The organism is Micromonospora sp. NPDC020750 (assembly GCF_044334565.1).
Lineage (GTDB): Bacteria > Actinomycetota > Actinomycetes > Mycobacteriales > Micromonosporaceae > Micromonospora.
The window spans coordinates 221313-241777 of sequence record NZ_JBIRTH010000003.1; the positions used below are offsets into that span (position 1 = coordinate 221313).

General features: G+C 73.8%; 17 protein-coding genes and 1 pseudogene. 10 read left to right on the forward strand and 8 right to left on the reverse strand.

The annotated features are described in order from the left end of the window. Nucleotides 1-2: 2 nt before the first annotated feature. From ACH4T9_RS11205 to mraZ, 3 genes and pseudogenes are all read right to left on the reverse strand, one after another. On the reverse strand, nucleotides 3-605 hold the full coding sequence (locus ACH4T9_RS11205; protein WP_396670943.1) for a hypothetical protein: 603 nt from the start codon (nucleotides 603-605) through the stop codon (nucleotides 3-5). Further along, nucleotides 602-1701: pseudogene (rsmH, locus tag ACH4T9_RS11210) on the reverse strand (16S rRNA (cytosine(1402)-N(4))-methyltransferase RsmH). The gene ACH4T9_RS11205 and the pseudogene rsmH overlap by 4 nt, the downstream one beginning before the upstream one ends. A 206-nt stretch (nucleotides 1702-1907) precedes the next feature. Further along, nucleotides 1908-2339: a division/cell wall cluster transcriptional repressor MraZ gene (mraZ, locus tag ACH4T9_RS11215; RefSeq protein WP_396670944.1), complete on the reverse strand. Its 432-nt coding sequence runs from the start codon at nucleotides 2337-2339 to the stop codon at nucleotides 1908-1910. A 355-nt stretch (nucleotides 2340-2694) separates the two neighbouring features. On the opposite strand from mraZ, the gene ACH4T9_RS11220 reads away from it, so the two are divergent. Genes ACH4T9_RS11220 through ACH4T9_RS11230 form a run of 3 tightly spaced genes read left to right on the forward strand, consistent with a single transcriptional unit; the run spans nucleotide 2695 to nucleotide 5337 of the window. Then, complete coding sequence (locus tag ACH4T9_RS11220; RefSeq protein ID WP_396671457.1) at nucleotides 2695-3942, forward strand: MurT ligase domain-containing protein; 1248 nt, start codon at nucleotides 2695-2697, stop codon at nucleotides 3940-3942. Further along, entirely contained in the window at nucleotides 3932-4651 is a 720-nt protein-coding gene (locus ACH4T9_RS11225; protein ID WP_350884884.1) for a glutamine amidotransferase, read from the forward strand. Before ACH4T9_RS11220 ends, ACH4T9_RS11225 begins: the two co-directional genes overlap by 11 nt. Then, complete coding sequence (locus tag ACH4T9_RS11230; RefSeq protein WP_396670945.1) at nucleotides 4648-5337, forward strand: TVP38/TMEM64 family protein; 690 nt, start codon at nucleotides 4648-4650, stop codon at nucleotides 5335-5337. Before ACH4T9_RS11225 ends, ACH4T9_RS11230 begins: the two co-directional genes overlap by 4 nt. Before the next feature lie 114 nt (nucleotides 5338-5451). Here ACH4T9_RS11230 and ACH4T9_RS11235 read toward each other — a convergent pair whose 3' ends face one another. Next, the gene (locus tag ACH4T9_RS11235) at nucleotides 5452-6108 is read right to left on the reverse strand and encodes a response regulator (RefSeq protein WP_396670946.1); all 657 of its coding nucleotides are present in this window, start codon (nucleotides 6106-6108) and stop codon (nucleotides 5452-5454) included. Further along, nucleotides 6105-7352: a sensor histidine kinase gene (locus tag ACH4T9_RS11240; protein ID WP_396670947.1), complete on the reverse strand. Its 1248-nt coding sequence runs from the start codon at nucleotides 7350-7352 to the stop codon at nucleotides 6105-6107. Before ACH4T9_RS11240 ends, ACH4T9_RS11235 begins: the two co-directional genes overlap by 4 nt. A gap of 132 nt (nucleotides 7353-7484) precedes the next feature. On the opposite strand from ACH4T9_RS11240, the gene ACH4T9_RS11245 reads away from it, so the two are divergent. Then, complete coding sequence (locus ACH4T9_RS11245) at nucleotides 7485-8399, forward strand: ABC transporter ATP-binding protein (RefSeq protein ID WP_396670948.1); 915 nt, start codon at nucleotides 7485-7487, stop codon at nucleotides 8397-8399. After that, nucleotides 8396-9250 (forward strand): ABC transporter permease subunit, encoded by an 855-nt coding sequence (locus tag ACH4T9_RS11250; RefSeq protein WP_396670949.1) that lies wholly within the window; start codon nucleotides 8396-8398, stop codon nucleotides 9248-9250. The genes ACH4T9_RS11245 and ACH4T9_RS11250 overlap by 4 nt, the downstream gene beginning before the upstream one ends. A 178-nt stretch (nucleotides 9251-9428) precedes the next feature. Here ACH4T9_RS11250 and leuS read toward each other — a convergent pair whose 3' ends face one another. Beyond that, nucleotides 9429-12266 (reverse strand): leucine--tRNA ligase, encoded by a 2838-nt coding sequence (leuS, locus tag ACH4T9_RS11255; RefSeq protein WP_396670950.1) that lies wholly within the window; start codon nucleotides 12264-12266, stop codon nucleotides 9429-9431. A 558-nt stretch (nucleotides 12267-12824) separates the two neighbouring features. Between leuS and ACH4T9_RS11260 the strand changes: the two genes are divergently transcribed. The 5 genes from ACH4T9_RS11260 to ACH4T9_RS11280 all read left to right on the forward strand — a co-directional run bounded on the left by ACH4T9_RS11260 (nucleotide 12825) and on the right by ACH4T9_RS11280 (nucleotide 18352). Further along, on the forward strand, nucleotides 12825-13880 hold the full coding sequence (locus ACH4T9_RS11260; protein ID WP_396670951.1) for an AAA family ATPase: 1056 nt from the start codon (nucleotides 12825-12827) through the stop codon (nucleotides 13878-13880). 2 nt (nucleotides 13881-13882) lie between these two features. Next, a complete protein-coding gene (locus ACH4T9_RS11265) occupies nucleotides 13883-15181 on the forward strand; it encodes a DUF58 domain-containing protein (protein WP_396670952.1) in 1299 nt (432 codons plus the stop codon). 123 nt (nucleotides 15182-15304) lie between these two features. After that, nucleotides 15305-17773: a transglutaminaseTgpA domain-containing protein gene (locus tag ACH4T9_RS11270; RefSeq protein WP_396670953.1), complete on the forward strand. Its 2469-nt coding sequence runs from the start codon at nucleotides 15305-15307 to the stop codon at nucleotides 17771-17773. Between the two features lie 26 nt (nucleotides 17774-17799). Further along, nucleotides 17800-18084: a Scr1 family TA system antitoxin-like transcriptional regulator gene (locus ACH4T9_RS11275; protein ID WP_396671458.1), complete on the forward strand. Its 285-nt coding sequence runs from the start codon at nucleotides 17800-17802 to the stop codon at nucleotides 18082-18084. 94 nt (nucleotides 18085-18178) lie between these two features. Continuing rightward, nucleotides 18179-18352, forward strand: coding sequence for a DUF397 domain-containing protein (locus ACH4T9_RS11280; protein WP_396670954.1), 174 nt, complete (start codon nucleotides 18179-18181; stop codon nucleotides 18350-18352). A 331-nt stretch (nucleotides 18353-18683) separates the two neighbouring features. Here ACH4T9_RS11280 and ACH4T9_RS11285 read toward each other — a convergent pair whose 3' ends face one another. Beyond that, complete coding sequence (locus ACH4T9_RS11285; RefSeq protein WP_350882919.1) at nucleotides 18684-19079, reverse strand: DUF3040 domain-containing protein; 396 nt, start codon at nucleotides 19077-19079, stop codon at nucleotides 18684-18686. A gap of 115 nt (nucleotides 19080-19194) precedes the next feature. Further along, the gene (locus ACH4T9_RS11290) at nucleotides 19195-20454 is read right to left on the reverse strand and encodes a DNA polymerase IV (RefSeq protein ID WP_396670955.1); all 1260 of its coding nucleotides are present in this window, start codon (nucleotides 20452-20454) and stop codon (nucleotides 19195-19197) included. Nucleotides 20455-20465: the final 11 nt, after the last annotated feature.

Consider the following 20465-nt stretch of genomic DNA (forward strand, 5'->3'; position numbering starts at 1 on the left):
GGTCAGCCTCCCGCGCCCTGCTGGCTGGTGACCGAGGGCTGGCCGTCGGCCGGCTGCGGGACGCCGATGATCCGGCCGTCCGGCAGCCGGATGTACGCCGGCTCCTCGGCCTCGACCATGCCCAGCCGCTTCGCGGCGGCGGTGAGGTTGCCGGGGGCCTTCGCGTCGGCGATCTTCTTCTCCAGCTGCTGCTGGTCCACGTCGAGCTTGGCCTGCTGCTGCTGGAGCCTCTCCAGCCGGAAGGAATTCTCGTTGATCTTGGTGTTGACCAGCAGGATGCCGAGCACCCCGCCGACGAACAGCACCAGGATCAGCGCGACGAAGGGTGCCCGCGGCACCGTCACCGGCGGCGGCGGAGCGACCCGCAGCCGTGGCGACGGGGTCGCCGCCGGACTGGTCCGCTCGGCCGGGCGCAGCGCGGCGCTGCCGTTGGTCGGGAACTCGCGCGTCCCCCGGGCGCGAGCCTCCCCCTGCCGGTCGAACCGGCCGGCCCCCGCCGCCGGAACACCGGTCCGCGTGGTCCGCTGCGCCGCGGTCCGGCCCCCCGACCGCGGTGCGCGCTGCCCAACGCCGGTGTCCCGGCCGTCGCGCTTGTCAACGTTCATTTTCCCTCCCCCTCTTCGTCCGTCCCTGCCCCTCGCCCGGCGCCGGCCTCGGATCCGCCGATCCCGCCGACCCCGGTTGGTGCATCGCCCTGACCCGCCGGCGGGACCGTTCGCGGTCGGCCCGCCCCTGCTGCTCCGCCTCCGGGTCGATCCGTTCCGCGGCCCGCAGGCGCACCGAGGCGGCGCGCGGGTTCGCGGTGACCTCCTCCTCCCCGGGCAGCTCCGCGCCCCGGCTGAGCAGCCGGAACGTCGGAGCCGAACCGGGAAGTTCGACCGGGAGGTCGACCGGGCCTTTACTGCGAACCCGGTCGGCGAGGGCCGCCTTGGTGAGCCTGTCCTCCAGCGAGTGGTAGGACAGGACCACCATGCGACCACCCACGGTGAGCGTGTCGAGAGCAGCTGGCAGCGCCGTCTCCAGCGCTGCCAGCTCCTTGTTTACCTCGATCCGTAAAGCCTGAAACGTTCTCTTGGCCGGGTGTCCGCCCGTCCGTCGGGCTGCTGCCGGGATGCTCTCCCTGACCAGTTCCGCCAGCCGCGCCGACGAGGTGATCCGGGCCCGCTCGCGCTCCCGGAGGATCGCCGAGGCGACCCGCACGGCGAACTTCTCCTCGCCGTACACCCGCAGCACCCGGGCCAGGTCCGGGTGGGGATAGCTGTTGACCACCTCCTCGGCGGTCACCCCCCGGGTCTGGTCCATCCGCATGTCCAGCGGGGCGTCCTGCGCGTAGGCGAACCCGCGGTCGGGCGCGTCCAACTGGAGCGAGGAGACGCCCAGGTCGAACAGGATGCCGTCGATCGCCGGGTAGCCGAGCCGGCCCAGCACCTCGGGCAGCTCGTCGTAGACGGCGTGCTCCAGGTGGACCCGGTCGGCGAACCTGGCCAGCCGGACCCGCGCGTGGGCGAGGGCCTCGGTGTCCCGGTCCAGCCCGATCAGCACCGTGCGCGGATGCCGTTCCAGCACCGCCTCGGCGTGACCGGCCAGCCCCAGCGTGGCGTCGACGTGGATCGTGCGGTCGCCCCTGTCCAGCGCGGGGGCCAGCAACTCGAGACACCGCTCGAGCAGCACAGGCACGTGCGTGCCGCGAAGCTCCCCCATGTCGACCCCCACTTGGATTGAACCGTCCGTTTCTCTTCGCGCCTGCCGTCGCGACGACGCCTCCGTCGTACCGCCAGATCCCCATCCGCTCCCGCCCGCCGGAGGCCGCGGCCCTCCGATGAGATCGTGCGCCTGGCACCGGGGAAGGGGTGCCAGGAACTCGAAAGCGGCTGGAGATCTCGCAGTACGTCGGGCGCCGTCACGCCCTACAGACCGCCCGGCAGCACCCCCTCCTCGATGTCGGCGAAGTCGTCCTCGCTCTCGGAGAGGTAGGCCTCCCAGGCCGCCTTGTCCCAGACCTCCACCCGCGTGCTCGCCCCGATCACCACCAGGTCCCGGTCGAGCCCGGCGTACGCCCGCAGGTGGGGCGGGACGGTGACCCGGCCCTGCTTGTCCGGGACCTCGTCGTGCGCGCTGGCGAAGAAGACCCGGCTGTACGCCCGGGCCGCCTTGTGCGTCATGGGTTGCGCGCGCAACTGGTCGGCGATGCGCTGGAACTCGGGCATCGGGAAGACGTAGAGACAGCGATCCTGCCCTTTGGTGATCACGACACCCCCCGCCAGCTCATCCCGGAACTTCGCCGGAAGGATCAACCGGCCCTTGTCGTCCAGGCGTGGAGTGTGGGTGCCGAGAAACACCGGCCCAACCCCCTCGCCCATTCAGCGGCGTTCGCGGCGCCGCTTCCCCCCGGGCCGGTGGGCCCTACCGACCTCACCATTGGGCCCCACTCTACTCCACTTCCCTCCACCTGCAACCAGAATCGCCCGTGCGGCGTGGCGTTTCGGAACGCAAAACCGCACGTCAGAGGGGGTGGAGCGGAGTGGAGGGCCGGAGCGCCCCCACCCGGGCGTCCACTACCCGACATAGATCGACTCCATCCGGTCGAGCGTGCGCTGACCGTCCGCCGGACGCCCCCGGCCGAACGGTTCGCCGTCGGCGGCGATCTGGCGGGGGCGGCGGTCCGGTAACCTCGCTCGCGTGACGGACGCGAAGATGCCCCTGCGGGCGAAGGTGGCCAGCTCGGTGTCGCGGACCGCCGCGGCGCTGTCGAGAGCCGCGGGTCGTGGTGACGGTTCGGTGATCGGCGGGTGGATCGGCCTGAAGATCGACCCGGACCTGCTCGCCCACCTGTCTGCCGGACGTGCCATCGCGCTCGTCTCCGGCACCAACGGCAAGACGACCACCACCCGGCTGGCCGCCGCGGCGGTCGGCGTCCTGGGCCGGGTGGCCACCAACTCCTTCGGCGCCAACATGCCCACCGGCCACACCTCGGCGCTGGCCAAGGCCGGCAGCACCCCGTACGCGGTGCTGGAGGTCGACGAGCACTACCTGGCCCAGGTCCTGGAGGCCACCGAGCCGCACGTGGTGGCGCTGCTCAACCTCTCCCGGGACCAGCTCGACCGGGCCAAGGAGGTCGCCATGATGGCGCAGCTCTGGCGGGCCGCGCTGATCAACCACCCGGACGTGCGGGTGGTGGCGAACGCCGACGATCCGATGGTGGTGTGGGCCGCCACCCCGCCCGGCGACCCGGCCCGCGGCATCCGGCCACCGCACGTCACCTGGTTCAGCGCCGGCCAGCGCTGGCACGACGACTCGTGGGTCTGCCCCGAATGCGGCCACACCATCCAGCGCTCCGGCGAGCAGTGGTGGTGCAGCGGCTGCCCGCTGCGTCGCCCCGGGCCGCAGTGGACGGTGGAGGACGACGGCGTGCTCGACCCCACCGGGGCCTGGCACAAGGTGACCCTCCAGCTCCCCGGCAAGGTCAACGTGGGCAACGCGGCGACCGCCCTGGCCGTCGCCGCCGAGTTCGGCGTGCGCCCCGTCGACGCGGTCTCCCGGCTGGGCTCCGTCACCTCGGTCGCCGGCCGCTACGCCCAGGTCGACCGGGACGGGCGCAACATCCGGCTGCTGCTGGCGAAGAACCCGGCGAGTTGGCTGGAGGCGTTCGAGATGGCCGACGTGGCCCCGACGCTGCTGTCCATCAACGCCCGGGACCCCGACGGGATGGACACCTCCTGGCTGTTCGACGTCGACTTCGCCCCGTTGCGCGGCCGGCAGGTGCTGATCACCGGCGACCGGGCGTACGACCTGGCGGTCCGCCTCGACGTCAACGGGGTGCCGTTCCAGCACATCCGGACGTTCGCCGAGGCGGTCCGGGCCGTGCCACCCGGCCGCCTGGAGGTCATCGCCAACTACACCGCCTTCCAGGACATCCGAGCGGAGCTGGACCGTGTCAACTGAGAGCCTGCGTATCGTCTGGATCTACCCCGACCTGCTGTCCACCTACGGCGACCGGGGCAACATGCTGATCCTGGCCCGCCGGGCGCAGCAGCGCGGGATGCCGGTGGAGGTGCTGGAGGTCCGCTCCGACCAGCGGCTCCCCGCCACCGCCGACATCTACCTCATCGGCGGCGGGGAGGACGGCCCACAGGCGCTCGGCGCGCAGCGGCTGCGGGCCGACGGCGGCCTGCACCGGGCCGCCGCCCAGGGGTCGGTGGTGTTCGGCGTCTGCGCCGGCTACCAGCTACTCGGCACCTCGTTCTTCGCCAAGGGCGTCCAGTGCACCGGGCTGGAGCTGCTCGACCTCTCCTCCGACCGGGGCCCGAGCCGCGCCGTCGGCGAGCTGGCCGGCGACATCGACCCCCGGCTCGGCGTGCCGGCGCTCACCGGCTTCGAGAACCACGGCGGCCGGACCCACCTCGGCCCGGGGGTGTCCCCGTTGGCCCGGGTGACCGCCGGGGTCGGCAACGACGGCGCCACGGAAGGCGCGTGGCGGGGCAAGTTGCTCGGCACGTACTCGCACGGCCCCGCCCTGGCCCGCAACCCCGCCCTGGCCGACCTGCTGCTGCGCTGGGCGACCGGCGCGCACCAGCTCCCGCCGCTGGACGACACCTGGGCCGACCGGCTCCGCGCCGAGCGCCGCGCCGCCGTGGCCGCCGCCCGGGCATGATCCAGGCGGCCCGGCGGCTGCTCCGGCAGCCGTCGGCCGTCCGGTTCGCGCTGCTGCTGCTCCTGCTCGCCACCTTCGGGGCGGCCCTGCTCGTCGTCCCCCTGCCCGAGGCGGAGGAGTTTCCCGGGCTGGCCGACCGGCTGGGCGGGCTCGCCCCCGTGGCGGCGGTCGGCGGCGGGGCGCTGTTGCTGGTCGCGCTGGTCCCCCGGACCTTCATCACGCTCGCCTCGGGGGCGATCTTCGGCGCGCTGGAGGGCGCCGCGTACGCGCTGGGCGCCGCGCTGCTCGCGGCGGCGCTGGGCTTCACGGTCGGCCGCCTCCTCGGCCGGGAGTTCGTCGCCGACCGGGTACGCGGCCGGCTGGCCCGCCTCGACGGCTGGTTCGCCCGGCAGAGCGTCCTCGGTGTGATCACCGTACGGCTGCTGCCGATCGCCGGGTTCGGGCTGGTCAGCTACGGCTACGGCACCACGGGCGCCCGGGTGCTGCCGTTCCTGGCCGGCAGCGTCCTCGCCTCCGCCCCCACCGCCTTCGGCTACGCGGCGCTCGGCGCGGCGGCCACCTCCCCGGGCGACGTCAACTGGTACGCCGCCGCCCCCGCCGGCCTCGGCCTGATCGCCAGCGCGGTGTTGATCCACCGCTGGTGGCACACCGAACGCCGCCGCCGCCACGCGCCACCACCCCCCTGACCCGCAGACAAGATCCACGCACTTTCACGGAAAGAGTGGCCTCCCGGCACGGGATGGCCACTCTTTCCGTGAAAGTGCCGCAGCTGGGGCGGGGGGCGGGGGGCGGGGCGGGGCTCAGTTGGTCGGGGAGACCAGTCCCGCCTCGTAGGCCGCGATGACGAGGTGCACCCGGTCGCGGGCGCCGAGCTTGGTGAACAGCCTGGCCACGTGTGCCTTGGCGGTGGCCACGCTGATCACCAGCTCGGCGGCGATCTCGCCGTTGGACAGGCCCCGGCCGACGAGGGTCAGCACCTCGCGCTCCCGTTCGGTGACGCCGTCGAGGGACCGGGTCGGGGCGGCCGGGGTGGGCCGGCGGGCGAACTCGGCGATGAGCCGGCGGGTGACCCCGGGGGCGATCAGCGCGTCCCCGGCGGCGACCACCCGGACCGCGCCGAGGATGTCGTCCAGCGCCATGTCCTTGACCAGGAACCCGCTCGCGCCGGCGCGCAACGCGGCGTGCACGTGCTCGTCGTCGTCGAAGGTGGTGAGCACGAGGACGCGGGTGGATCCGCCCTGCGCGGCGATCGCCCGGGTGGCCTGGATACCGTCCATGCCGGGCATCCGCAGGTCCATCAGCACCACGTCCGGCACGACCTCGCGGGCCAGCCGCACCGCCTCGGCCCCCGTGGCCGCCTCACCGACGACGTCGATGTCGGGGGCGTCGACGATCAGCACCCGCAGGCCGGCGCGGATCAGTGGCTGGTCGTCGACGAGCAGTACCCGGACGGTCACCGGTCCCCCGCCCCGGCCCGCGATCCGACCGGCTCCCCCGGCCTGGGCAGTTCCCCCGGCCTGGGCTGCTCCTGCGGCACCGGCAGCCACGCCGCCACCCGGAAGCCTCCCTCCGGGCGCGGCCCGACGTGGAACCGGCCGCCGGCCAGGGCGACCCGCTCGCGCATGCCGACGAGCCCGTGCCCCTCACCGCCGACCGCGCCGCCCCGGCCGTCGTCGACGACCTCCACGGCGATTTCGTCGGGGCCGTGCGTGACGGTGACCCGGCACCGGTCGGTGCCCGCGTGTCGTACCACGTTGGTGAGCGCCTCCTGCACGATCCGGAACGCGGCGAGGTCGAGGTCGGCCGGGACGGGCCGCCGCTCGCCGCACTGCCGCAATTCCACCCGCACCCCGGCGTCGGCGGCGGCCGAGACCAGCCGGTCCAGGTCGTCCAGCCCGGGCGTCGGATCCAACGACGCCGACTCCGACTGCGGGCGACGCAGCGCGCCGAGCGTACGCCGCAGGCCGGCCAGGGTGTCGCGGCTGGTCGCCTCGATGGTGGCCAGCGCGGCGCGGGCCTGCGCCGGCTGAGTGTCGATGACCCGGGCCCCCACGCCGGCCTGGATGGCGATCACCCCGATGCTGTGCGCGACCATGTCGTGCAGCTCGCGGGCGATGCGCAGCCGCTCGGCGGTGACCGCCTCGGAAGCGGTGTGCGCCCGGACGGCCTCTGCGTAGCCGCGCCGGGCCCGCACCGAGTTGCCGACCGTCCACGCGGTGACGACCGCCAGCACGGAGAGCATGGCCCGGTTGAGGGGCTCGGTGGCGAGGTTCACGAAGCTGGCGGCCATCTGCACGGCGAGCGCCCCGACGGCCACCGGCACCGAGACGCGGCGGGACCGGTTCGCCGCGATCAGCCCCACCACCAGGTCGATCGCCAGGAACTGCGTGTACCAGATGTCGGTCAGGTAGCCGTTCTCCGGGCCGCCGACGACCACGGTGACCACGCACGCCGCGAGGAGCATCAGCGCCAGGGCGAGCACCGGCCGGCGCCGCAGCAGGCCGGCGGGCAACCCCACGGCCAGCAGCGGCACCAGATAGCGCTCCGGAATCCACCAGTCGCCGAACCCCACCCCGCCCCGACTCGACGCCATCGGCGGGGCGAGGAGCAGTGCGACCGGCAGCAGCACGACGCCGGCCCAGGGCAGGACCGCCCGCGCCAGCGACGAGGCGCGGCGCGACAACGGCACGGTCGGGTCCATGCGCCCACGGTAGTCAGCCGGCCGCCGCCCGGGCATCGGCCCACGGGCGTACGCCCCGGGGCTGAGGCCCGGCCGCCCGTTGTGGCCGTCGGGGCGACGCTGCGCCGGCCGCCGCCCGGCAGCGTGGGGCAGGTGATCGAACTTCGAGCCCTGACGAGACGGTACGGCCGCACGACGGCCGTCGACGACCTCACCCTGACCGTGCGTCCCGGCCACGTTACCGGCTTCCTCGGGCCCAACGGGGCCGGCAAGTCCACCACGCTGCGGATGATCCTCGGGCTCACCGCGCCGACCAGCGGCACCGTCACGGTGGACGGGGTCCGGTTCGCCAACCGGCCGCGCGGGCTGCGTCACGCCGGCGCGCTGCTCGACGCCGGTGACGTGCACGGTGGACGGAGCGCCGCGGCCCACCTGTCGGCCCTGGCCCGCAGCAACGGCATCGCGCGCGGCCGGGTCGACGAGGTGCTGCGGGACGTGGGGCTGGCCGGCGTCGCCCGGCGGCGGATCGGCGGCTTCTCGCTCGGCATGCGGCAGCGGCTCGGCATCGCCGCCGCGCTGCTCGGTGACCCGCCCGTGCTGCTCTTCGACGAGCCGTTCAACGGCCTCGACCCGGAGGGGGTGCGCTGGGTGCGGGACCTGTTCCGGCGGCTGGCGGCGCAGGGGCGCACGGTCTTCGTCTCCAGCCACCTGATGAGCGAGATGGAGCACTGCGCCGACCGGCTCGTGGTGATCGGCCGGGGGCGGCTCATCGCCGAGCAGAGCCTCGCCGAGTTCGCCGCCCGGAGCACCCGGGCCAGCGTGGCCGTCCGTACGCCCGACCCGACGACGCTGGCCGCCGTGCTGGAAGCCGAGGGTGCGGACGTCCTTCCGGCCGACGCCGGGGCGCTCGTCGTGACCGGCCTGACGGCCGCCCGGATCGGCGACCTCGCGCTCGCCCACGGCATCGGGCTGCACGGACTCGCCACCCGCACCGCCTCGTTGGAGGAGGCCTTCATGGAACTCACCGCCGACAGCGTCGAGTACCTCGCCGGGGAGGCGACCCGATGACCGCCGTGACCGAACTGAACCGCCGGCCGACCGTGAGCGGGACGCCGGCCCGGTTCCGCGACCTGCTGGCCGCCGAGTGGATCAAACTGTGGTCGCTACGGTCGACCCGCTGGACGCTGCCGCTGGTCTTCCTGTTCGTGGTCGGGGTCGCCGTCAACGCCAGCCTCGCCGACCACCGGAACTGGCCGGCGTACGTCGAGGCGCGCCGGGAGATGTTCCGCCTGTACGGGCCGGTGCGCGACGCCTTCCCCGAGGCCGGCTATCTGCTGCTGATCCTCGCCTCGGCCACCCTCGGCGCCCTGACCGTCGTCGGCGAGTACCAGAGCGGGCTGATCCGGGCCACGTTCGCCGCCGTACCCGCCCGCCGGGCGGTGGTCGCGGCGAAGGCCGCCGTGCTGGCCGGGGTCATGCTCGGCTTCGGCGCGGTAACCGCGGCGACCTCGTTCTGGGTGTCCCAGGCGATCCTCGCCGACCGGAACGCCGGCTGGTCGATCGGCGAGCCGGGGGTGCTGCGCGCCGTCGTGGCGAGCGCCGTGCTGGTGCCCGTGTGCGCGCTGGTCGGGATGGGTCTGGGCGCGCTCACCCGGCACGCCGCCGGGGCCGTGGCCGCCGCCACGGCGGTGCTCGTGCTGGTGCCGATGGTGGTGGACAGCGACGAGCACCGGTGGATCGCCGAGCTGTACAACGCCCTGCCCCTCACCGCCTGGCTGCGCCTGATCGAGGTGCACCCCGACGTCATCAGCCGGGACCCGTACCCGGCCACCATCACCGGCTCCTGGCTGACCCTCGCCGCCTGGTCCCTGGCCGCGACGCTGGCGGCGATCACTCTCATCCAGCGCCGCGACCCGTAACCCCCGCCCCGCCCGCCCCGCCCGCCCCCCGCCCCGCCCGCCCCCGCCCGCCCCTGCCCGCACAAATTCACGGAAAGAGTGGCATCCACGCGTGGAATGACCACTCTTTCCGTGAATTTGTCGCCCCGCTCCCGCGGGGGCGGGGGGGGTGGGGGCGGGGGTGGGGGCGGGGGCGGGGTCAGGCGACGACGGAGACCATGCGGCCCTTGATGACGATGACCTTGCGGGGTTCCTTGCCGGCCAGGGCGGACGCGACCGCCTCCAGGGCCGCCGCCCGCACGTCGTCCTCGGACGCGTCGGCGGGGACCTCGACGCGACCGCGGACCTTGCCGTTGATCTGCACCGGGTACGTCACCGTCTCGGCGACCAGCAGCGCCGGGTCGGCGACCGGGAAGTCCGCGTACGCCAGCGAGGCGTCGTGGCCCAGCCCGCGCCACAGCTCCTCGGCGACGTGCGGGGCGAACGGGGCCAGCATCAGCACCAGCGGCTCGGCCACCTCGCGGGGGGTCACCGGCAGCCGGGTCAGCGCGTTGGTCAGCTCGATCAGCTTGGCGATCGCGGTGTTGAACCGGATCCCCTCCATGTCGCCGCGTACCCCGTCGACCACCTTGTGCAGCAGCCGCCGGGTGGCGTCGTCGGCCGGGGCGTCGGTGATCCGCAGCGCGCCGGTCTGCTCGTCGACGACGGCCCGCCAGACCCGCTGCAGGAACCGGTACGACCCGACGACCGCCCGGGTCTCCCACGGGCGGGACACCTCCAGCGGGCCCATCGACATCTCGTACAAACGGAAGGTGTCCGCGCCGTACGCGGCGCACATGTCGTCGGGGGTGACCACGTTCTTCAGCGACTTGCCCATCTTGCCGTACTCGCGGCGCACCTCCTCGTCGCCCAGGAACCAGCCGCCGTCGCGCTCGACGACCTCCTCGGCCTGCACGTAGGAGCCCCGGGGATCGACGTACGCATACGCCTGGATCATGCCCTGGTTGAACAGCTTGCGGTACGGCTCGAACGACGAGACGTGGCCCAGGTCGTACAGCACCTTGTGCCAGAAGCGGGCGTACAGCAGGTGCAGTACGGCGTGCTCGGCGCCGCCGACGTACAGGTCGGTGCCCCCGCAGTCGCCCTCGGCGCGCGGGCCCATCCAGTACCGCTCGTTCTCGGCGTCAACGAACCGGTCGGCGTTGGTCGGGTCCAGGTAGCGCAGCTCGTACCAGCAGGAGCCGGCCCACTGCGGCATCACGTTGGTCTCCCGGGTGTACCGCTTCGGCCCGTCGCCCAGGTCCAGCTCCACCTCCACCCAGTCGCGCCGGCGCGACAGCGGGGTCTCCGGGTTGCTGGCGGCGTCGTCCGGGGCGAACGTCTTCGGGGAGAAGTCGTCCACCTCGGGCAGCTCGACCGGCAGCATCTCCTCCGGCAGCGCGATGGTCGCCCCGGTCTCGTCGTACACGATGGGGAACGGCTCGCCCCAGTAGCGCTGCCGGGAGAACAGCCAGTCGCGCAGCCGGTAGGTGACCGCGCCGGTGCCGTGCCCCTCGGCCTCCAGCCAGGCGATGATCGCCACCTTGGCGTCGGCCACCCCCAGGCCGTTCAGGTCCAGACCGCGCTCGGGCACGGCGCTGTTGATCGCCGGGCCGTCCCCGGTGTACGCCTTGCCGTCGAAGCCGTCGGCCGGCTGCACCGTGCGCACGATCGGCAGGTCGAAGACCTCGGCGAACGCCCAGTCCCGCTCGTCCTGCGCGGGCACCGCCATGATCGCGCCGGTGCCGTAGCCGGCCAGCACGTAGTCGGCGATGAAGATCGGGACCTGCCCGCCGGTGACCGGGTTCGTGGCGTACGCGCCGACGAAGACGCCGGTCTTCTCCTTCGTGTCGGACTGCCGCTCCACGTCCGTCTTGGCCGCCGCCGCCTTCCGGTACGCCTCGACGGCCGCCCGGGGGCCGGTGTGCCCGCCGGTCCAGGCGTCCTTCGTGCCCTCCGGCCAGGCCGCCGGCACCAGCGCGTCGACCAGCTCGTGCTCGGGGGCCAGCACCATGTAGGTGGCCCCGAAGACGGTGTCGGGCCGGGTCGTGAACACCCGCACCGGCGCGACGGCGGTCGGGAAGTCGATGTGCGCGCCCGTGGATCGGCCGATCCAGTTGCGCTGCATCAGCTTGATCGGCTCGGGCCAGTCCAGCGTGTCCAGGTCGTCCAGCAGCCGGTCGCCGTACGCGGTGATCCGCATCTTCCACTGCTTCAGGTTCCGCTTGAACACCGGGAAGTTGCCCCGGTCCGAGCGCCCGTCGGCGGTGACCTCCTCATTGGCCAGCACGGTGCCCAGCCCTGGGCACCAGTTCACCGGCGCTTCCGAGACGTACGCCAGCCGGCGGTCGTCGACGATCCTCCGCCGCTCGGCGACGGTCAGCTCCGCCCAGGGGCGGCCGTCCGGGGTGGGCCGGGTGCCGCCGGCGAACTCGGCGATCAGCTCGGCGACCGGGCGGGCCTTCTTCGCGTCCTGGTCGTACCAGGAGTTGAAGACCTGCAGGAAGATCCACTGGGTCCAGCGGTAGAAGTCGGTGTCGATGGTGGCCACCGAGCGGCGGTCGTCGTGGGCCATTCCCAGCCGGCGCAGCTGCTCCTTGTACCGGGCGATGTTCGCCACGGTGGTGGTGCGCGGGTGGGTGCCGGTCTGCACCGCGTACTGCTCGGCGGGCAGCCCGAACGCGTCGAAGCCCATCGCGTGCAGCACGTTACGCCCGGCCATCCGCTGGTAGCGGGCGAAGCAGTCGGTGCCGATGTACCCCAGCGGGTGCCCGACGTGCAGGCCCGCCCCCGACGGGTACGGGAACATGTCCAGCACGTACAGCTTCTCCGCGCCGGCCCGCGGGTGGTCGGGGTCGGCCAGCGGACCGGTCGGGTTCGGGGCGTGGAAGGTGCCCTCCCGCTCCCAGGTGTCCTGCCAGCGCCGCTCGATCTCGTCGGCCAGGGCCGCGGTGTACCGGTACGGGGGGATGTCGCCCGTTGGTGCTGCCTCACTCATGGTGTCTCCTCGCTTCGCTCGTCGCCGCCGGCCATCCCTCGGCCGTGCTGGGTGCTGACCTCGCTCGGCGCGGTCATGTCGTCATGGGGAGTGCTCCGCCGCCGCGCGGCGGCGGGGACCCGTTGCCGCCCGTCGCCGGAGCGGGCCCGACCGGCGGAGGGCACAAAAAAGCCCCTCGCGCAGGAGGGGCCGCCGTGCTGTCGCGCGTCAGCGCATCAGCACGGCCCGGTAAGAAGCAGGAAGACTCCGGCCATGTCGGGGAGTGTACCCCGCGGGCCGGGCGCGCGCGTCGCCCGCCTCGGGGAGGCGGAGTGCCGGCGCGGCCCCTCCACCGACGGTGCGGACTCTGCTTCCCCCGTCCGACTCCCCCGTCCGGCGAATATTCGGGGGGTAACCGGCCGAGTTCCTGCGGGAGTCGGCGATCACGACAAACATGGTTAGCCTGAGGGGCCTGTGAGATTTCTGCGGCAGACGAGAAGATTTGTTCCCGCTGCGAACCCGGCGGCGGGTCCAGGTGCTCTGTACAGAGCTGCCGTTCCGGCGACGAGGAGGAGGCCCGTGACACAACAGACCTGGGACGAGGTGGGCGGTCTGCTGCCGCACGACGAGTTCCGCGCCGCCAGCGAGGCCATCGTGGCCAACATCGAGCAGGTCATCGAGGGCAAGACCGCCACGATCCGGCTCGCCCTCGCCGTCCTGCTCGCCGAGGGCCACCTCCTCATCGAGGACGTCCCAGGCGTCGGCAAGACCAAGCTGGCGAAGGCCCTCGCCCGGTCGATCGACTGCTCCGTGCGCCGCATCCAGTTCACGCCGGACCTGCTGCCCAGCGACGTCACCGGGGTGAGCGTCTACAACCAGGAGACCCACGACTTCGAGTTCCGGCCCGGGGCGGTCTTCGCCAACCTGGTCGTCGGCGACGAGATCAACCGCGCCTCGCCGAAGACCCAGTCCGCGCTGCTGGAGTGCATGGAGGAGCGACAGGTCACGGTCGACGGGGTCACCTACCAGTTGCAGACCCCGTTCATGGTGATCGCCACCCAGAACCCGATCGAGATGGAGGGGACGTACCCGCTGCCCGAGGCGCAGCGGGACCGGTTCACCGCCCGGATCGCCATGGGATACCCGGACCCCGCGGCCGAGCTGGCCATGCTGGACGGGCACGGCGCGGCCGACCCGCTCCAGGAGCTGGGGGCCGTCTCCGACGCCGACACGGTCCGCCGGCTGATCGCCACGGTCCGCGAGGTGCACGTCGCCGACGCGGTGAAGCAGTACGCCGTCGACCTGGTCACCGCCACCCGGGAGGCTCCCGACCTGCGACTGGGCGCGTCCCCCCGGGCCACTCTCCAGCTCCTGCGCACCGCCCGGGCCGTCGCCGCCCTGGAGGGCCGCGACTACGTCCTGCCCGACGACCTCCAGGCGCTCGCGGTGCCGGTGCTCGCCCACCGGATCATCCCGACCGCCGACGCCCAGCTCGCCCGGCGCACCACCGACGCGATCGTGTCCGAGCTGGTGCACCGGCTCCCGCTGCCGCACGACCGCCAGCGCTCCCCGTACGACAACCGGCCCACCGGCGAGGGCAACGGCCGAGCCACGTACGAGCCCCGGAGGCGGTGACCGTGCGCGAAGGGCTCCGGGGCCTGACCACCCGCGGCCGTTCCTTCCTGGCCGCCGCGCTGGCCGCTGGCGTCTCCGCCGCCATCCTCGGCGAGAAGGACCTGCTGCGGGTGGCGGTGCTGCTGGCCGCTCTGCCGCTGCTCGCCGCCGCGTACGTCGGGCGCAGCCGGTACAAGCTGGCCGGCAACCGGTCCCTGGAGCCGCACCGGGTGCCGGTCGGGGCCAGCTCCCGGGTGGTGCTGCGGTTGCAGAACATGTCCCGGCTGCCCACCGGCACGCTGCTGCTGGAGGACCGGCTGCCGTACGCGCTGGGCAGCCGGCCCCGGGTGGTGCTGGAGCGGCTCGGCGCGCACCAGGCCAGCTCGGTGGCGTACACCGTCCGCGCGGACGTGCGCGGCCGGTACGGGCTGGGCCCCCTGGTGGTCCGGTTGACCGACCCGTTCGGGCTCTGCGAGCTGAGCCGGGCCTTCCCCGGCACCGACCACCTCACGGTGATCCCGCAGGTCACGGCCCTGCCCTCGGTCCGGCTCCCCGGCGAGTACGCGGGCAGCGGCGACAGCCGGGCCCGCTCGGTGGCGGTGCACGGCGAGGACGACGCGGCGACCCGGGAGTACCGGGTGGGCGACGACCTGCGCCGGGTGCACTGGAAGTCGACCGCCCGCACCGGGGAGCTGATGGTCCGCCGCGAGGAGCAGCCCTGGGAGAGCCGGGCCACCGTCGTCCTGGACACCCGGGGGTACGGCCACCGCGGCGACGGGCCGACGGCGAGCTTCGAGTGGACCGTCTCCGCGGCGGCCAGCATCGCCGTGCACCTGCGTCAGGCCGGGTACAAGCTGCGTCTGGTCACCGGCGGCGGCGCGGACGTCGACGCGGCCGAGGGCGCCGGGGACGGGGTGCTCCTCGACCACCTCGCCGAGGTTCGGCTCGACGGGCGCGGCGAGATCACCACGCTGGTGCAGCGGGTCCGGCAGCGCTCCGACGGCGGCCTGATCATCGCGCTGTTCGGCTCGCTGAACACCGCCGAGGCCGAGCTGCTCGCCGGGCTGCGCGGCAACGGCGCCACCTGTGTCGGCTTCCTGCTGAACAGTTCCACCTGGCTGAACCTGCCGGCCCGGGCCCGGGCCGAGGCCGACCACGCGCACGGCGCCGCCGCGCTCGCCCTGGTGCGCAACGGGTGGCGGGTGATCGGGGTCGACCACGGGGCCCGGCTGCCCGCGCTCTGGCCGCAGGCCGGCCGGGGCTCGCAGGGATTCGCCCTACGGGCGGCGCTGGCCGAGACGGTCGCGGGTGGCGTGAAGTGACGCCCGGGCCAGGGCGGCGGACCGACGCTCCGGCTCGGGCGTGAGGTGACGCTCCCCTCCCCGGGTGGGAGCACGCGAGGGGCCCGGCACGCCGGGCATGACACACACCGGAAGGGTGGTCCCGTGACCGCGACCCGCAACCTCGGCTTCGTGGCCGCCGGGGCGACCCTGCTCTCGGCGGCCCCGCTGTCGGCCATCTTCGAACGCTGGACCTGGCTCATCCAGGCCGCCATCGCGGTCGCGGTGGTGGCCGGCGTGGCGGCGTTGACCCGGCTGGTCCGGGCGCCGCTGTGGGGGCAGGTCCTGGGCATGCTCGCCGGGCTGGTACTCGCGCTGACCTGGCTCTTCCCCAGCGGCGGGGAGCTGGTGGCGTTCCTGCCCACCCCGGCCACCTTCGCCCACTTCGGCGATTTGCTCGGGGCGTCCGCGCAGGACATGCGCTCGTACGGGGTCAAGGTGCCCGACACCGACCCGCTGCTGTTCATCAGCGTGCTCGGCATCGGCGGGGTGGCGATGGTGGTGGACGTGCTCGCCGTCGGGCTGCGCCGCCCGGCGCTGGCCGGCCTGCCGATGCTCGCCATCTACTCGGTGCCGGTCGCGGTGTACATCGACAGCGTCCCCGCCGTGCCGTTCATGGTCGGCGCCGCCGGGTACCTCTGGCTGTTGGTCGCCGACAACGTCGAGCGGGTACGCCGGTTCGGCCGCCGGTTCACCGGTGACGGCCGGGACGTCGACGTGTGGGAGTCGTCCCCGCTGGCCGCCGCCGGCCGCCGGCTGGCCGTGGTGGGGGTCGCGCTGGCGGTGGTGCTGCCGCTGGCCGTGCCGGGGATGACCGGCGGGCTGCTCGACGCCCTCAGCTCCGGGACGGGCAACGGCACCGGACGCGCCGGCCAGGGCGGCAGCCCGGGCAAGGTCGACCTGTTCGCCGCGCTGAGCGGCGAGCTCAACCAGTCCGAGGTCGTCGAGATGGTGAAGGTGACCACCACCGAGCCGAGCCCGTTCTACCTGCGCTTCGGCGTCGCGGACAGGCTCCGGGCGGACGGCTTCCGGGAGAGCGACCCGAACGGCCGGCCGGTGAACCGGGGGCTGCCCGACCCGGCCCGGGCCGGGGAGGGCGTCGAGCAGCAGGAGTACCGGGCCACCGTCGAGGTGACGAAGAACTTCCCCATGCCCCTGCTGCCGGTCTACGGCGAGCCGGTGCGGACCGAGGATCTGGGCGGCAACTGGCTGTACGACCCGGCCCTGCAACTGATCTTCTCCAAGCGGGACAACGCCCGCGACAAGCGCTACTCGTTCGACTACGTCCGGTCGACGTACAGCCCGGCGGCACTGCGCCGCGCCCCCTCGCTGCCGGCCGACCATCCCGTCCGGGTCCAGCAGACCGAGACCCCGCCGGTGTCGCAGGTGGACACCCTGGTCTCGGACCTCGTCCGGGGCAAGCGCACCGACTACGACAAGGTGCGGGCGATCTACGACTACTTCTCCTCGGACAACGGCTTCACCTACAGCCTGACCACCAAGGGCGGCACCAACGGGCAGGACATCGTCGACTTCCTCAACAACAAGGCCGGGTTCTGCCAGCAGTACGCGGCGGCGATGGCGTGGCTGGTCCGAGCGGCCGGCATCCCGGCCCGGGTGGCGTTCGGCTTCACCAACGGCACCGGCCGCACCGGCGAGGGGTACGTGCTGACCAACCGGAACCTGCACGCCTGGACGGAGGTCTACTTCGACGGGATGGGCTGGGTGCCCTTCGACGCCACCCCGGCGTACGGAGTGCAGGGCTCGACCCGCTCGGCGTGGGCCCCGGACACCGACGCCCCGGAGTCCGTCACCCCCGAATCCGGCGCTCCGAGCGCCCCGGGCGACAACGGTCCCTCCTCGGAGGCCGCCGGCCCGGACGCCGCCGACCGGGACACCGACGCGGGGCTGGCCGTCGGGGCCGGTGACCCCACCCGGCAGGCCCCCGTCTGGCTCTGGTGGGCGGCGGGACTGCTCGCCCTGCTCGTCCTGCTCGCGGTGCCGGCACTGCGCCGGGCTGCGCTGCGTCGACGCCGGGGCACCCGGGTGGCGGCGGCCCCGAAGGCGACCATGGTGGACGCCGGCACCGGCCAGGACGGGGTCGAGCGGGCGATCGTGGTGGGGGTGGACCCCGCCCGGGCCCGGGCAAAAGCGCACGCGGCCTGGGACGAGCTGCTCGACACCCTGGTCGACTACCGGGTCCGGGTGGACCGGACGGAGACCCCCCGGGCGACGGCCGAGCGCCTGGCCACCGACGCGCTGACCGAGGACGCCTCCGCCGCCGCGGCGGCGCGGCTACTCGGGCGCGCCGAGGAGCGGGCCCGCTACGCCCGGGACCCGCTCGCCGGCGAGGAGCTGACCCCGGCCCTGCGCAGCGTCCGCGGCGTACTCGCCGCCCGGGCCGACCGGCGGACCAGGCTGCTGGCCGCCGCGCTGCCCCCGTCGGTGCTGCTGCGCTGGCGGACGGCGGTGAGCGACACATCCTCGCGGGTGGTGGCCAGGACCGGCGACGCCCGGTACCGGCTGCTGCGCTGGAACCCGCGCCGGCTGCTGGCCGCCCGCTCCGGCCGCTGACCCACCGATCAGACGAGGCTCAGCTAATCCCTGGGCTGCTTCAGACCAAGGCATACGCCACAGGGGTCTTCCAGGTCGCGCGTCCGGAGATGACCCCCGAGGAGATCGATCGGGGCGTGGCGCTGCGACTCGGCCGGCAGGCCCTGCTGACCCGCACCATGCCGCCGGCCCCGCAGGTCGACATCCTGCTCGACGAAGCGGCGCTGCGGCGCGGCGCGGACGCCGAACAGCTCGGCCACATCGTCAACCTTCGATCATCTACTCCGACGGCCTCACCGGCGCTCTCTACCTCGACAAGCCCGCCGAGGTAGAGGCTGTACGGGAGCGTATGGTCCGCCACCGAGAAGAAGGCCCTCAGCCAGGCGATGTCTCGCAACTCATCGCATCTATAGCAGGGGAGCAGACATGACCACGCTCATGTGGAAGAAGTCCACCCGCAGCAACGCGGGCGGGGACTGTGTGGAGGTTGCCACGCCACCCCAGGCCGTCATGGTGCGCGACAGCAAGGACCGGCAGGGGCCGGCGCTGTCGTTCAGCCCGTCCGCCTGGACCTCGTTCGTCGGCGGGCTCAGGCGCTGACGCTCCGTTGACCGGCGAACACCCCCGACGAATCGCGATTCCTGGACAGTTCTCGTTCAACGTGCACGAGGATGTCCAAGATCCGGGCGTATGTACCGCCGGTGGAGACGAAGCAGACGCCACGACAGAGATGGGACGGCAGAAAGAAATCGGCCGCCCCTCGGCGGCCGGAAAGGCCCGCGCGGCATCGGCGCGGGCGCGAAACAGCGGCCCGTCGACGGACGGGCAGGCCGGTCGGCGCGGCCCCGCCGGGTCGGCGGGACCTCGGACGGGCCGGGATCAGCACGGTTCCGCCGGGTCGGCGGGACCGGGGATCAGTGGAGGGGCCGGGTCAGCGGTGCCCCTCCGGGCGCTGCCGCCACCGGTCCTCCATCCGGTCCAGGAACGACGACCGCCGGCCTGACCGCCCACGCGGGCGGCGCCGACTGGTCGTCCCGCCGACCACGTGCAGGTCGGGAGACTGCGCCTTGCGGTGCGACTGCACCGCGTACGCCGCCGAACCCAGCATGACGACGAAACCCGCCACCGCGAGCGGCGGAGTCTTGATCACCGCACCGTAGACCAGCAGGGCCAGCCCAACGATGATCGCGCCGGCAGCGACAAGCAGGCGACGCCGCGCATGGAAGCGCGGATCGCTGGCACGCACGGCCGAGGCGAATTTGGGGTCCTCGGCAAGCGACCGCTCGATCTGCTCGAACAGCCGCTGCTCGTGCTCCGAGAGCGGCACGGCACTCCTCCCCGGTCACGTGGGTCGGCCCGGGCGGGCCGATAGACCGTGGCAGCCAACCGGCTGCTTACCGCCAAGTCTACGAGGGGGGTCGCGCGTCGGAAAGCGGGACGACCTATGGGCCGGGTGGATTTTCATTTCGCCCTCGGTCGCGACGACGAAGCAGGCTCGCCGGACCTATGACGGACCGCCCGAAACGGGCAGCTGCGGCGTCCGCGGCCGCCTCTGCCTCCCGCCAGCCGCGCTCGGGGGCGCCGAGGGTGAGCTGCTGCGGAGTCTGCTCCGCCGGTGCGAGGCCCTCCAGCCGCACGCCGACGAGGCGGATCCGCTCGCCGGGGTCGAGAACGGTGTAGAGCGCCCATGCGGTGTCGAAGATCTCCCGGGCCGTGTCGGTGGGGACGCCGAGGGTGCGGGAGCGGTTGACCGTGCGGAAGTCGGCCATCCGCACCTTGATCGACACCGTCCGGCCGACCTGGCCGGCCCGGCGCAGCCGGACGCCGACCTTCTCGGCGAGGGCCAGCAGCGCCCGGCGGATCTCCAGCGGGTCGCCGACGTCGACGTCGAAGGTCACCTCGGCGCCGATCGACTTCTCCACCTGCTCCGGGGTGACCCGGCGCGGGTCCCGCCCCCAGGCCAGCTCGTGCAGGTGGCCGGCGGCGGCCGCCCCGACCGCCTTGCGGAGCATGCCGAAGGGCGCCTCGGCCAGGTCACCGACGGTGTTCAGCCCCAGCCTGCACAGCGTCTCGGTGGACCGCTCCCCCACCCCCCAGAGCGCGGAGACGGGCAACGGGTGCAGGAATTCGAGCACCCGGTCGGCGGGCACCACCAGCAGCCCGTCGGGCTTGGCGCGGGTGGAGCCGAGCTTGGCCACGAACTTGCTCGGCGCGACCCCCACCGAGCAGGTCAGCTCCTGTTCCCGCTCGACCCGGGCGCGGATCCGCCGGGCGATCTCGGCCGGTGCACCGAAGAGCCGGCGGGCGCCGGCCACGTCGAGGAACGCCTCGTCGAGCGAGAGCGGCTCGACCAGCGGCGTGACGTCCCGGAAGACCTGCATGACCGCCCGGGAGGCCGCCGTGTACTGCGCGAAGTCGGGCGACAGGTAGACCGCGTGCGGGCAGAGCGCCCGGGCCCGCCCGGTGGGCATGGCGCTGCGGACGCCGTACCGTCGGGCCTCGTAGCTGGCGGAGCTGACCACGCCGCGCGGCCCGACCCCGCCGACCACGACGGGCCGGCCGCGCAGCTCGGGGCGGCGGCGCACCTCGACAGAGGCGAAGAAGGCGTCCATGTCGACGTGCAGGATCGGGCAGCCGGAGTCGTCGCCGTCGGGCCCGAAACGCGAGTCACCCCCGCGCGGCAACGACTGACTGCGGCCCATCCCCGCAGGCT

What these genes read in the sequence shown, in the direction of transcription:
- ACH4T9_RS11205 (WP_396670943.1), bottom strand. Translation starts at nt 605, where the DNA reads ATGAACGTTGACAAGCGCGACGGCCGGGACACCGGCGTTGGGCAGCGC.
- ACH4T9_RS11220 (WP_396671457.1), top strand. Translation starts at nt 2,695, where the DNA reads ATGCCCCTGCGGGCGAAGGTGGCCAGCTCGGTGTCGCGGACCGCCGCG.
- ACH4T9_RS11230 (WP_396670945.1), top strand. Translation starts at nt 4,648, where the DNA reads ATGATCCAGGCGGCCCGGCGGCTGCTCCGGCAGCCGTCGGCCGTCCGG.
- ACH4T9_RS11250 (WP_396670949.1), top strand. Translation starts at nt 8,396, where the DNA reads ATGACCGCCGTGACCGAACTGAACCGCCGGCCGACCGTGAGCGGGACG.
- ACH4T9_RS11290 (WP_396670955.1), bottom strand. Translation starts at nt 20,454, where the DNA reads ATGGGCCGCAGTCAGTCGTTGCCGCGCGGGGGTGACTCGCGTTTCGGG.
- ACH4T9_RS11280 (WP_396670954.1), top strand. Translation starts at nt 18,179, where the DNA reads ATGACCACGCTCATGTGGAAGAAGTCCACCCGCAGCAACGCGGGCGGG.
- leuS (WP_396670950.1), bottom strand. Translation starts at nt 12,266, where the DNA reads ATGAGTGAGGCAGCACCAACGGGCGACATCCCCCCGTACCGGTACACC.
- ACH4T9_RS11240 (WP_396670947.1), bottom strand. Translation starts at nt 7,352, where the DNA reads ATGGACCCGACCGTGCCGTTGTCGCGCCGCGCCTCGTCGCTGGCGCGG.